Here is a 10,128-nt window from a genome sequence, read left to right as displayed (position 1 = left end):
CCATGGCGTTCCTGATTGCGGGCAAGCTCACTCACCTGCCAGGCAGCCCTTTGCGAAAAGCAAGGGCCTGACCATGGCTCTGGTGGGGAATGTGGCGTTCCACCCGAAACGGAAGAGAGCCATTTTTATTCAATATTTTCGGGTTTGGAGGGCAACCCGGCAACGGGGGCGCGCTTGCGCATGGCGCCGCCGCCCTGGGGCAGCGCCACCGTGGGCAGCAGGGCGCGTGCAGCCGACCCACCCGCAGCGGCCGGTGCCATCAGGTCGGCCAGAGTCACGCTGTCCAGCACCGCCAGGTAGGCCTGCATGGCCTGCCACAGCACGCCCTTGAGGCGACAGTGGTTGCTCAGGCGGCACTGGTTGGTGCCGGGATCAAAACATTCCACCAGGTTGAAGTCGGTCTCGGTGGCACGCACCACGGCGCCGATGTTGATGGCCGACGCCGGCACCATCAGCCGCATGCCACCGCCCCGCCCGCGCGTGGTCTCCAGCAGCCCTTGGGCGGCCAGCTGCTGCACGATCTTCATCAGGTGGCTGCGCGAGATGCCGTAGCCCTCGGCCACCTCGATGATCGTTACAGGTTGCTCGCGGCCTTCGGTGGCTGCGCAGTACATGAGCACGCGCAGCGTGTAGTCGGTCCATTGGGTCAGGCGCATGGTTTTTGCCGCAGGTCAATTGAAAGAGGTATGCAGGACGAATTTTATTGAATAAAATATTCACATCAAATGAATCTTTAAAAGGACCTGCCATGAATGCCCGTGTTGACCATCTGGAAGCTGCCTCCGCCCACCCCGCCCCGCTCAGCGCCGACCAGCAGATCGGCCAGATCGCGGTGCAACTGCCCGGTGCCACGGCGGTTTTTCGGCGGCTCAAGCTCGACTTTTGCTGCGGCGGCCAGGTGAGCCTGTCCAAGGCGGCTGCCGACAAGGGGCTGGACGCGAACGCCGTGCTGGCCGAGCTGGCGGCTCTGCAACGCAGCGACGCCGTGCCCGAAGCCGCATCGCCCAGCGCGCTCATCGACCACATCCTGGCGCGCTACCACGAGGTGCACCGCCAGCAGCTGCCCGAGCTGATCCGCATGGCCCGCCGCGTGGAGGCCGTGCACCGCGACAATCCGCAGGTGCCGGCCGGGCTGGCCGACCACCTGGAAACGATGCACGAAGAACTGCTGTCGCACATGCTCAAGGAAGAACAGGTGCTGTTCCCCATGCTCAAGAGCGGCGGCAACCCCTTTGTGGGCCAGCCCATCGGCATGATGCGCGCCGAACACGTGGACCATGGCGAAGCGCTGGACAAGCTCAACGCCCTGACCAACGACGCCACGCCCCCGCAAGGCGCCTGCAATACCTGGCGTGCGCTGTACGCAGGCATTGCGCAGCTGGGCGATGACCTCATCAACCACATCCACCTGGAAAACAACGTGCTGTTTCCCCAGTTCGAAGCCAGCGCGGCACCCTCACAAGGTTGCGGTCCGTCAGGGTGCGCCTGCAGCGGGGCGGGCACACTGCAGGCATGAACCTGCAAACCAACCCAACCGAAGGTCTTGGGGCGCACGCACCACCCAGCGTGGAAAGCATCACGCGGCTGGTGCACGGTTTTTATGGGGATGTGCGCCAGGACCCGCTGCTGGGCCCGGTGTTTGAAAAAGCCCTGCATGGCCAGTGGGATGCCCACCTGCAGCGGCTGGTGGACTTCTGGAGCACCGTGGTCCTGGGCACGCGCAGCTTCAAGGGCGATGTGTTTGGCAAACACATGGCACTGCAGGGTGTCACGCCCGCCCACTTTGCCGCCTGGGTGGGGCTATGGCAGCAGCACACCAGTCGCCTGTTTGCCCCCGAGGTGGCGCGCGACCTGCAGGTGGCGGCGCATGGCATTGCGCGCAATTTGTTCCGGGGCTACTTTGGCAGCGACCCGGCGTTTGTGCCGCCGCACAGCGAACACACTGGGCACGGCGGGCACTGAATCAAGGCCTGGGCCTTTGCGCCAGGGCCAGTTACTTCTTCTTGTCGCCGGGCGTGAAGAACAGCGCCAGGCCCACCGCAATCAGCGCCACCGGCCACCACACCCGCAGCAGCTCGCGCAGGCTGATGCTGATCAGCCCCAAATTGGTCAGCAGAAAAAACACGCCCAAAACGACCAGGACGATCGCAGCGATGTGGCCCTTCATGTGTACTCCCTCGGGTTGCTATTGCGCACGATTATGGCTGCACGCAGACCGCCCGGAAGCCATGGAGGCTCCATGCGGTCCACCTGGTGGCAGGGCGCTACCCATGACTACTCATGTCGCCAGCCAGTTGGCTCGCTGCACTCGATACGTCGGCGCGTCGGTCCTCCACTCAAAGTCGGCCCCAATGGCAAACCGCCATCCATGTACCAGATCGGCGGTCATACTGAGACTCCGACACACCAGGAGAACAGCATGACCCAAAATGCGGATATCGCCCTTGAGCGCAGGCTCTATCAGGCCAGCGAATTTGCCACGAAACAGGTGATAGAAGCCCAAAGCTTGGCGAAGGATATGTTTCCAGGATCCGACCATTCGCGCGCGGAAATTCTCGCCATCGCGCAACTCATTGCGATCAACTATGCCGGCTTGCACGGCAGCTCAGGCCAGAACAAGGGCTGACAAGCGCACAGAACGCCCCGCCCAAGGGTTGTGGCCATTGCGCAACCATTGGCGGTGGGCTTGGCGGATCCCCGCACGACCAAAAAATCAAGGGGTCACGTTGCGCGCACCGCGCAACGGCCTGAGCAGGTCCGACAAGCCGTTGTGGTCAATCTCGTGCATCAGTGCCAGCAATTGCCCCAGCTCGCCTTTGGGAAAGCCCTCGCGTGCAAACCAGTTCAGGTAGTTGCCCGGCAGGTCGGCCAACAGCGTGCCTTTGTTTTTGCCGTAGGGCATCTCGGTGGTGACCAGGCGCTGCAATTTTTCCGAGTCCATCGGACAGACCTCCTCAGCCGCCTGCCCGCTTGACCTTGTGGCCCAGCTTTTGCAGTGCGGCCATCACGCGCTCCACATGGTCGCCCTGCACTTCAATCACGCCGTCCTTCACCGTCCCACCGCTGCCGCAGGCGGCCTTGAGCTGTTTGCCCAGCTGCTCCAGTGCGGCAGCATCCATCAGCACGCCCTTGACCAAGGTGACGGCCTTGCCGCCACGGCCCTTGGTTTCGCGCGAGACACGCACAATGCCGTCGCCCGTGGGCAAGGGCTTGTTCTGCTGACAGGTGCATTGCGCCACGGGTTGGCGGCAGGTGGGGCACATGCGGCCGGATTCCGTGGAATACACCAGGCCGCCCAGATCGGCCAACGACTTCATGGCTTTTGCCCTTCCACTTCTTTCTGCAGCATGTGAAAGTTGAGCAAGCGGGTGGCCAGCAGCGTCTCGGTCAGAAAACACACCAGCGCCAGCAAAAACGACGCCACCCCCGCCAGAAAACCCGCCACGGCCAGCCGGTTGGACTGGAAGTTGGTGGTCTCGCCCAAAAACAGAAGGATGATGGTGGTGCCAATCAGGAACGCGCAGAACGTGAGCAGCCCGATGCAGCCATTGGCCAGCCGCCCGCGCAGGCGCAGGTCGGCCAGTTCGCTATAGGCGCGGGCGAGGAACTCGGGCTCGGTGTTGGCGCGGGCGCGGTCTTCCACCACGCGGGCCCGGTCGATGATGCGGGCCAGCCGACTCGCCACGGCGCCGATCATTCCGGACACGGCCGTGAGCAAAAACACGGGGGCCACCGCCAGCTGGATACCGTGGGTGATGGCAGAAGAGTCAAGGGTGAGGGCCATGGTGCGGGGAAAACAAAGGAAAACCGGCTAACCGCCGGCGACCTGATTATCAGGGCGATGACCCCCCTGGGGGCTCTCAACCAGCTCCAGCATGCCCGCTCTCCAGCCCACGCACCGGGCAGAACAGCAACTGCGGCGACAATCTCCCCCATCTTTCTCCGTTCGCGCTATCGTGCGTTGCCTTTTCAACGCAGCTCCAGCGCCGCCTCCATGCCCTTTGCTTCCCTCGGTCTGTCCCCTGCCCTCGTCCACGCTGCAGAAAAAGCGGGCTTTGCCACGCCCACACCCATTCAGGCAGCTGCCATACCCTCCATCTTGCAGGGGGCTGACCTGCTAGGCGCCGCACAAACAGGCTCAGGCAAGACCGCTGCTTTTGCCCTGCCACTGCTGCAACAACTGCAGCTGAGCGCCACCGGCGGCCCGCGCCGGGTGCGCGCCCTGGTGCTGGTGCCCACGCGCGAGCTGGCCGCACAGGTGGGTGAGGTGCTGCGCAGCCTCGCGCAGCACCTGCAGCAGCCGCTCAAAGTCGCCATCGTGTTTGGCGGCGTGTCTATCAACCCCCAAATGCTGGGCCTGCGCGGCGGCGCCGACATCGTGGTGGCCACGCCGGGCCGCCTGCTGGACCTGGTGGAACACAACGCACTGCGCCTCTCTGCAGTGGCGCACCTGGTGCTGGACGAGGCCGACCGACTGCTGGACCTGGGCTTTGCCGAAGAGCTGTCTCGTGTGCTGGCGCTGTTGCCCGAAAAGCGGCAGAACCTGTTTTTCTCGGCCACCTTCCCCTCCGCCGTGCAGGCACTGGCAGATGGTCTGCTCAAAAACCCGGTGCGTGTGGAGGTGCCCCACACCCCCGGCAACGAACCCGCCATCGAGCAACGCGCCATTGCGGTGGACGCCATTCGACGGACACAGTTGCTGCGCCATCTGGTCAAGGAACACAACTGGTCGCGCGTGCTGGTGTTCGTTGCCACCCAATACGCGGCCGAGCATGTGGCTGAAAAGCTCTATAAGGCCGGCATCTTTGCCACGCCCTTCCACGGCGGCCTGAGCCAGGGCGCGCGCAAGCAGGTGCTGCAGGAGTTCAAGGACGAGCGCTGGCAGGTGGTGGTGACGACCGACCTGGCGTCACGGGGCATCGACATTGCGCAGCTGCCTGCGGTGGTCAACTACGACCTGCCGCGCTCGGCTGTGGACTATGTGCACCGCATTGGCCGCACAGGCCGCGCGGGCGAAAGCGGCGTGGCGGTGAGCTTTGTGACGGCGGACGCCGAGGCGCACTTTCGCCTGATCGAAAAACGCCAGCACCTTGCCCTGCCGCGCGAGCTGATTGCGGGCTTTGAACCCACCGAAGCCCCCGCGCCCGCATCGGCCACCGATCCCCAGGGCACTGGCGGCATCAAAGGCAAACGTCCCAGCAAAAAAGACAAGCTGCGCGCTCAAGCGGGGGCATCTGCCACATCGTCCCCATCCGCTGCAGCGGCGCAAGCCACTCTCGCCGCCCACAAAAAAGGCTCCTGAAAGGAGCCTGTCGAAGGACTGTGAGAGCCGGCAGCCAAGGCGGCCTGCGATTCAAGCCTCTTCGTCGCCCTCGTCCATGCCATCCTCGTCAGCGCTTTGCGCCTCACCGGGGAGACGTGGCTTGCGCTTGGCCGGCTTGGCAAGGATTTCGACGTAAAACTGGGTGCCACCCTCGGCAGCCAACTCGTTGATAAGGCCCGTAAGGGCCGAGAGGTGCGCCACGGCGGCCTCTTCCTTGGTGCGTCCGAACTGGCAGTCAAAGTCCCAGAAGTCAGCCCCTTCGGGGAGATCGCGGCGCCGTTCGCGCTTGATGTACTTGCGGATTTCGTGCTTGACGGCATCCAGAACGCGGTCGCGATTCTTGCCTTCAACGTGGAGTTGGAAAATTTTTCTCATGGGCGATGGTACCGCCTGTGACAGATATCGATTCCCACTGGCCCACCCCGGTGCCACAATTACGGACTACCTTTCGTTACCTCCACGACGATGTTCCACGACCTCCGTCTGCTGCAACTGCTGCCAGCGGCTGTACTGGTCACCCAGGAAGGCGTCATCCGCTTTGCCAACGCCGCTGGCCTGGACCTCCTGGAAGCGCCCGACCCTGCAAGTCTCATCGGCAGGCCATCGGACGACTTTGTCCACCCCATAGACCGGGCCCGCTCGAACCACCGGGTCCAACAGGTCACCGTGCCCGAACAAGCAGGGCGGCCCAACAAGCCGTCTGAATTTCGCCTACGCACCCTGCGAGGCAACCTGCGCATGGTGCTGATCAGCAGCGTGGCCGTGGAGTGGCAGGGTGCCCCCGCCGTGCTGATGTGCGGCCTGGACATGACCCACCAGAGCGAGATCGAAGACCAGTTGCGCGAGAGCGAGCAGAACTTCCGCCGCCTGTTCGAGAACATGCAGGACGTCTACTACCGCACCGACGCCCAAGGCATCGTGCGGCATGTGGGCCCCGGGGTGCGCCGTGTGCTGGGCTACGAGCCCCACGAGATTGAGGGCCGCACGGCCGAGTCCTACTACCCGCAAAGCACCGACCGCGACGCGTTCAAGGCGGCCATCCTGGAAAAAGGCGAGGTGTCGGACTTTCCGGGCCAGATGGTGCGGCGCGATGGCACCGTGATCGACATCTCGATCAGCAGCCATGCCCTGTACGACCACGCTGGCAATTTTGCGGGGGTGGAAGGCATCTACCGCGATGTAACGCAGCGCAAGAACCTGGAGCGCGAGCTGCAGCGCCTGGCCACCACCGACATGCTCACCGGCATGGCCAACCGCCGCGCGTTCCTGGAATGCGCCGAGTCGGTGTATGAACACTCACGCAGCAATGGCGAGCCGCTCACGCTGCTGATGCTGGACCTGGACCATTTCAAATCCATCAACGACCGTTTTGGCCACCTGGAAGGCGACCGCGCCCTGGTGGCGTTTGCCCAGGCCGTCAAAAGCCAGCTGCGCGCCAGCGACGTGGTGGGCCGCCTGGGCGGAGAAGAGTTTGGTGTGCTGCTGCCGCTGACCAGCATGGACGAAGGCCTGGAAGTGGCAAAACGCATCCTGCACAGCATTCGTGCCCTGCGGCTCAGCGACGACGCTGGCCACGCCTACGGCATCACGGCCAGCCTGGGCATGAGTACCTTCCGCCAATCGGACCGCAGCCTGCGCGACATGCTCGACCGCGCAGACCAGGCGCTTTACCAGGCCAAGCACCAGGGGCGTGACCGGATCGCTTCGCAGGAGCCCTTGGGCGAGTAGAGAGTGAGAGGGATCGCCTTACAGGCGCATGCGCTCTTGCTGCAGGTTCCACAGGCAGGCTCCAATCCGCAGCAGCATTTCCATCACCTGCTCAGACCCGCTGCTGGACAGCTCCAGGCCATCGATGATGACGGCCAGTTGCGAGATGGCGTCTTCCGGCGATGATGCGCCTCCCGTTCTGGCCACCTCTGCAATGGCGATCAGGACATCCGTGCGGTTCATAGGGTGGCTTCGCAACAGCAGAAAAATCGGGTGACCTGCGCCGAGCGGGTGCGGTATGTCAAGTCAGCGCGCGCGGCGCCAGCGAAAGCTGCCGGGGGGACGAAGCCCCGGCTGGCAGTGCAGGCCAAGGCCGCGCACCGGCATAGCCCCCTTCCACAGCATCCACAGAACCATCGGGCGCCAGCCTGAACTGGTGGACCACCTCCAGCAGGCGCCGGACCTGGTTCTTCATGCCAGCGGATGCCGACGAGCTGTCATCCACCAGCGCGGCATTTTTCTGCGTTGCGGCGTCCAGCTGCCGCACGGCCTCACCGATCTGCGCGATGCCCCGGGCCTGCTCCTGCCCCGCGTCCTTGATCTCGCTGATGAGCGCCATCACCTCATCCACCCGCTGCACAGTGCTGGCGACCCGCTCGCCAGCCTGGCCCACCAGGGTGGACCCGCGCTCGACACCCCGCACACTGGCAGCAATCAGGCCCCGGATCTCGCGGGCGGCCGTGCTGCTGCGCTGGGACAGCCCACGCACCTCGCCCGCCACCACGGCAAAGCCGCGCCCCTGCTCCCCCGCGCGGGCCGCCTCCACCGCAGCATTGAGGGCCAGCAGGTTGGTCTGAAACGCTATGTCGTCGATCACCTTGATGATGTCGGTGACCTTTTGCGACTGCACGCTGATCTCCTGCATGGTGGTGATCACGTCGCGCATCACGCTGCCGCCCTCGTTGGCCACCTTGGCGGCCTCTTGGGCCAGCTCGGTGGCGCGGTGGGCGTTGTCCGTGTTGTGCTGCACGGTGATGGTGAGCTGCTCCATCGAGGCGGCGGTCTCCTGGAGGTTGGACGCCTGCACCTCAGTGCGGCGCGCCAGGTCTTCGGTGCCCCCCGCAATCAGCACCGCCTCCTGCGCCACCGTCTCGGTGCTGGCGCGCACCTCAGTGATCACGCGCACCAGCTGGTGGTTCATCTCCCGCAGGGCGCCCAGCAGTTCTGCGGTTTCGTCCGTGCCCCGCACATCGATCTGCGCGCTCAGATCGCCCCCCGCCACGGTGCGGGCCAGCACCACCGCCTGTCGCAGAGGGCGCGAGATGGAGCGGGTGATGACCCAGGCCATCGCAGCCCCCACCACCAATGCCAGCCCGGTGGCCGCCAGCATCCACCAATGGATGGCGTTGCTCATCTCCCGTGCGCCGGCAAACTCTGCCGCCGCCACGTTGATCTGCAGGGCCACCAGCTTCTCGATGGCGTCCTGCACCTTGGCCGCGTTGGGGCGGATCTGGTTGATATAAAGCTCGGAACCATCGTCGTACTTGCCTGCCACCAGTGCCGAGGCAGCCGGGATGAGACCCTTGTCCAGGTAGGTGGCATTGGCATCGGCAAAGGCCTGCGCCAGACCGTGCTCCTCAGCACCCAGCGCCTTGCCGGAATACGCCGTCCACAGCGCGTGGATGCGCTCCACGTTGGCAGTCAACGCGGCGTGGCTGGCCTGCAGGTTGCTGGTACCCGGGTCCATCAGCATGTCCATCACCAGCACCCGGTTGCGCTGCGTCAGGTGGCTGATCTCTGCCAGCACGCCCAGGGGCACCGTGCGGTCACCATACAGCGCCGCGCTGCGCTCGGTCAGGCGCTTGGCACCGCTGATGCCCCCCGCAGCCAGTGCAGAAATCAGCAGCAAAAGCACTGCAAACGCCAGCGCCAGCCGGGTGCCAATCTTGATTTTTTGAAGCATCTGAATCTCTCATGAAGGTTCACTGGGTGGGCAGCCGGAGTCATTGCCACCGCATCAGCTGGCGCGCACGCCTTGCCAGCAAGGGCCCACGTCTGCCGCGGCTGATACTAATTGTTTCAAGTGACAAAATAATGACGATGGGATAAACATTCCCCATTCATTTCAGTGGTTAAAATCGGCGCCGCTTTGACAAGCTGAGACTTCATAAATCACTCCGATGTCCCTCCCGGGCATAGGCCCATGGTCAGAATTTCACAGCCACATCCTTATTAATTAAAACCAACACACAAAAATCCATGAAATATATCTATACCGTATTCATGCTGGCACTTGCACTGCTGCAGGCGGACCAGGCCAGGGCACAAGCCGTAACGGGCGCGGGCTCGTCGGCCGCAGCCCCCATCTACCGCAGCTGGGCCAAGGCCTACGCCAAAGCCACCGGCTCCAGGGTGGACTACGACCCGGTGGGCTCCAGCGCAGGCATGAAAAAGATCCAGCAACAGGCCGTGGGCTTCGGCGCCACCGATGTCTACCCGCCTCACAAGGACCTCATCGAACACGGCTTGCTCGCGCTGCCCGTGGCCATCACCGGCATCAGCCCCATCGTCAACCTGCCCAAAGTCCAAAACGCACAGCTGCGCCTGACGGGCGAGGTGCTCAGCCGCATCTTCCTGGGTGAAATCAGCCGCTGGAATGCCCCCGAGATCACCGCGCTGAACCCCGAGACTCCGCTGCCCGATATGCCCATCAAGGTGGTGGTGCGTGCCGACGGCTCGGGCACCACCTACAACTTCGCCGATTACCTGGGCAAGGTCAGCCCGAAATGGAAGGCTTCCCACGGGGCCAAGACAAGCATCCAATGGCCCGAAGGATTTCTGGCCTTCAAGGGGAGCGATGGGGTGGCCAAGGGTGTGCGCGACACGGCGGGTGCCATCGGTTATGTGGATTTTGGGTATGTGGCCGTATATGGCCTGGCATCGGTGCAGATGAAAAATGCCGAAGGTGTTTTTGTGAAACCCTCCATCGACGCTTTCAAATCCGCACTGGCCAACAGCGAGTGGCCTGCCACCGGGGCCTTCCACAATACGCTGACACAAAAACCCGGCAAAGCCGTGTGGCCCATCACCATGGGCAC

At 63.9% G+C, this 10,128-nt stretch carries 14 protein-coding genes; 6 read left to right on the top strand and 8 right to left on the bottom strand.

What is annotated here, in order from left to right; genetic code table 11:
- Positions 1–125: 125 nt before the first annotated feature.
- The gene (locus ACK4OE_RS23795) at positions 126–656 is read right to left on the bottom strand and encodes an RrF2 family transcriptional regulator (RefSeq protein ID WP_409888748.1); all 531 of its coding nucleotides are present in this window, start codon (positions 654–656) and stop codon (positions 126–128) included.
- A 92-nt stretch (positions 657–748) separates the two neighbouring features.
- On the opposite strand from ACK4OE_RS23795, the gene ytfE reads away from it, so the two are divergent.
- Both ytfE and ACK4OE_RS23785 read left to right on the top strand, forming a co-directional pair.
- Positions 749–1,516 carry an iron-sulfur cluster repair protein YtfE gene (gene ytfE, locus ACK4OE_RS23790; protein ID WP_409888746.1) on the top strand — a complete coding sequence of 256 codons (768 nt, stop codon included), beginning with the start codon at positions 749–751 and terminating at the stop codon, positions 1,514–1,516.
- Entirely contained in the window at positions 1,513–1,962 is a 450-nt protein-coding gene (locus ACK4OE_RS23785; RefSeq protein ID WP_409888744.1) for a group III truncated hemoglobin, read from the top strand. Before ytfE ends, ACK4OE_RS23785 begins: the two co-directional genes overlap by 4 nt.
- Before the next feature lie 31 nt (positions 1,963–1,993).
- On the opposite strand, the gene ACK4OE_RS23780 is transcribed toward ACK4OE_RS23785, so the two are convergent.
- On the bottom strand, positions 1,994–2,167 hold the full coding sequence (locus ACK4OE_RS23780; protein ID WP_171012331.1) for a LiaI-LiaF-like domain-containing protein: 174 nt from the start codon (positions 2,165–2,167) through the stop codon (positions 1,994–1,996).
- 252 nt (positions 2,168–2,419) lie between these two features.
- Between ACK4OE_RS23780 and ACK4OE_RS23775 the strand changes: the two genes are divergently transcribed.
- A complete protein-coding gene (locus tag ACK4OE_RS23775) occupies positions 2,420–2,626 on the top strand; it encodes a hypothetical protein (RefSeq protein WP_409888743.1) in 207 nt (68 codons plus the stop codon).
- An 87-nt stretch (positions 2,627–2,713) separates the two neighbouring features.
- Here the strand turns inward: ACK4OE_RS23775 and ACK4OE_RS23770 are convergent, their stop codons facing one another.
- From ACK4OE_RS23770 to ACK4OE_RS23760, 3 genes are read right to left on the bottom strand one after another with little or no spacing between them, the layout of a single operon-like run.
- Positions 2,714–2,941: a DUF3820 family protein gene (locus ACK4OE_RS23770; RefSeq protein ID WP_409888741.1), complete on the bottom strand. Its 228-nt coding sequence runs from the start codon at positions 2,939–2,941 to the stop codon at positions 2,714–2,716.
- Between the two features lie 13 nt (positions 2,942–2,954).
- Positions 2,955–3,317 (bottom strand): translation initiation factor Sui1, encoded by a 363-nt coding sequence (locus ACK4OE_RS23765; protein WP_409888739.1) that lies wholly within the window; start codon positions 3,315–3,317, stop codon positions 2,955–2,957.
- Complete coding sequence (locus tag ACK4OE_RS23760; protein ID WP_409888737.1) at positions 3,314–3,784, bottom strand: DUF2721 domain-containing protein; 471 nt, start codon at positions 3,782–3,784, stop codon at positions 3,314–3,316. The genes ACK4OE_RS23765 and ACK4OE_RS23760 overlap by 4 nt, the downstream gene beginning before the upstream one ends.
- 210 nt (positions 3,785–3,994) lie before the next feature.
- On the opposite strand from ACK4OE_RS23760, the gene ACK4OE_RS23755 reads away from it, so the two are divergent.
- A complete protein-coding gene (locus ACK4OE_RS23755) occupies positions 3,995–5,302 on the top strand; it encodes a DEAD/DEAH box helicase (RefSeq protein ID WP_409888735.1) in 1,308 nt (435 codons plus the stop codon).
- A 51-nt stretch (positions 5,303–5,353) separates the two neighbouring features.
- Here ACK4OE_RS23755 and ACK4OE_RS23750 read toward each other — a convergent pair whose 3' ends face one another.
- Positions 5,354–5,698, bottom strand: coding sequence for a DUF6172 family protein (locus ACK4OE_RS23750; protein WP_409888733.1), 345 nt, complete (start codon positions 5,696–5,698; stop codon positions 5,354–5,356).
- Between the two features lie 90 nt (positions 5,699–5,788).
- Between ACK4OE_RS23750 and ACK4OE_RS23745 the strand changes: the two genes are divergently transcribed.
- Positions 5,789–7,051: a diguanylate cyclase gene (locus ACK4OE_RS23745; RefSeq protein ID WP_409888731.1), complete on the top strand. Its 1,263-nt coding sequence runs from the start codon at positions 5,789–5,791 to the stop codon at positions 7,049–7,051.
- Between the two features lie 18 nt (positions 7,052–7,069).
- Here the strand turns inward: ACK4OE_RS23745 and ACK4OE_RS23740 are convergent, their stop codons facing one another.
- Both ACK4OE_RS23740 and ACK4OE_RS23735 read right to left on the bottom strand, forming a co-directional pair.
- Positions 7,070–7,273, bottom strand: a complete 204-nt coding sequence (locus ACK4OE_RS23740) for a hypothetical protein (RefSeq protein WP_409888729.1) — start codon at positions 7,271–7,273, stop codon at positions 7,070–7,072.
- 58 nt (positions 7,274–7,331) lie between these two features.
- Positions 7,332–8,993 (bottom strand): methyl-accepting chemotaxis protein, encoded by a 1,662-nt coding sequence (locus tag ACK4OE_RS23735; protein WP_409888727.1) that lies wholly within the window; start codon positions 8,991–8,993, stop codon positions 7,332–7,334.
- Between the two features lie 296 nt (positions 8,994–9,289).
- Between ACK4OE_RS23735 and pstS the strand changes: the two genes are divergently transcribed.
- Positions 9,290–10,128, top strand: an 839-nt coding sequence (gene pstS, locus ACK4OE_RS23730) for a phosphate ABC transporter substrate-binding protein PstS (RefSeq protein ID WP_409888725.1), incomplete at its 3' end; no start/stop codon positions are given.

This window comes from Acidovorax sp. (assembly GCF_046314175.1).
Lineage (GTDB): Bacteria > Pseudomonadota > Gammaproteobacteria > Burkholderiales > Burkholderiaceae_C > Acidovorax.
Note: the sequence above shows the minus strand (reverse complement) of the source record. Positions and strands in the feature narration are given on the sequence as shown.

What these genes read in the sequence shown, in the direction of transcription:
- ACK4OE_RS23770 (WP_409888741.1), bottom strand. Translation starts at nt 2,941, where the DNA reads ATGGACTCGGAAAAATTGCAGCGCCTGGTCACCACCGAGATGCCCTAC.
- ACK4OE_RS23755 (WP_409888735.1), top strand. Translation starts at nt 3,995, where the DNA reads ATGCCCTTTGCTTCCCTCGGTCTGTCCCCTGCCCTCGTCCACGCTGCA.
- ACK4OE_RS23780 (WP_171012331.1), bottom strand. Translation starts at nt 2,167, where the DNA reads ATGAAGGGCCACATCGCTGCGATCGTCCTGGTCGTTTTGGGCGTGTTT.
- ACK4OE_RS23750 (WP_409888733.1), bottom strand. Translation starts at nt 5,698, where the DNA reads ATGAGAAAAATTTTCCAACTCCACGTTGAAGGCAAGAATCGCGACCGC.
- ACK4OE_RS23785 (WP_409888744.1), top strand. Translation starts at nt 1,513, where the DNA reads ATGAACCTGCAAACCAACCCAACCGAAGGTCTTGGGGCGCACGCACCA.
- ACK4OE_RS23795 (WP_409888748.1), bottom strand. Translation starts at nt 656, where the DNA reads ATGCGCCTGACCCAATGGACCGACTACACGCTGCGCGTGCTCATGTAC.
- ACK4OE_RS23775 (WP_409888743.1), top strand. Translation starts at nt 2,420, where the DNA reads ATGACCCAAAATGCGGATATCGCCCTTGAGCGCAGGCTCTATCAGGCC.
- ACK4OE_RS23760 (WP_409888737.1), bottom strand. Translation starts at nt 3,784, where the DNA reads ATGGCCCTCACCCTTGACTCTTCTGCCATCACCCACGGTATCCAGCTG.
- ACK4OE_RS23740 (WP_409888729.1), bottom strand. Translation starts at nt 7,273, where the DNA reads ATGAACCGCACGGATGTCCTGATCGCCATTGCAGAGGTGGCCAGAACG.
- ytfE (WP_409888746.1), top strand. Translation starts at nt 749, where the DNA reads ATGAATGCCCGTGTTGACCATCTGGAAGCTGCCTCCGCCCACCCCGCC.
- ACK4OE_RS23765 (WP_409888739.1), bottom strand. Translation starts at nt 3,317, where the DNA reads ATGAAGTCGTTGGCCGATCTGGGCGGCCTGGTGTATTCCACGGAATCC.
- ACK4OE_RS23745 (WP_409888731.1), top strand. Translation starts at nt 5,789, where the DNA reads ATGTTCCACGACCTCCGTCTGCTGCAACTGCTGCCAGCGGCTGTACTG.
- ACK4OE_RS23735 (WP_409888727.1), bottom strand. Translation starts at nt 8,993, where the DNA reads ATGCTTCAAAAAATCAAGATTGGCACCCGGCTGGCGCTGGCGTTTGCA.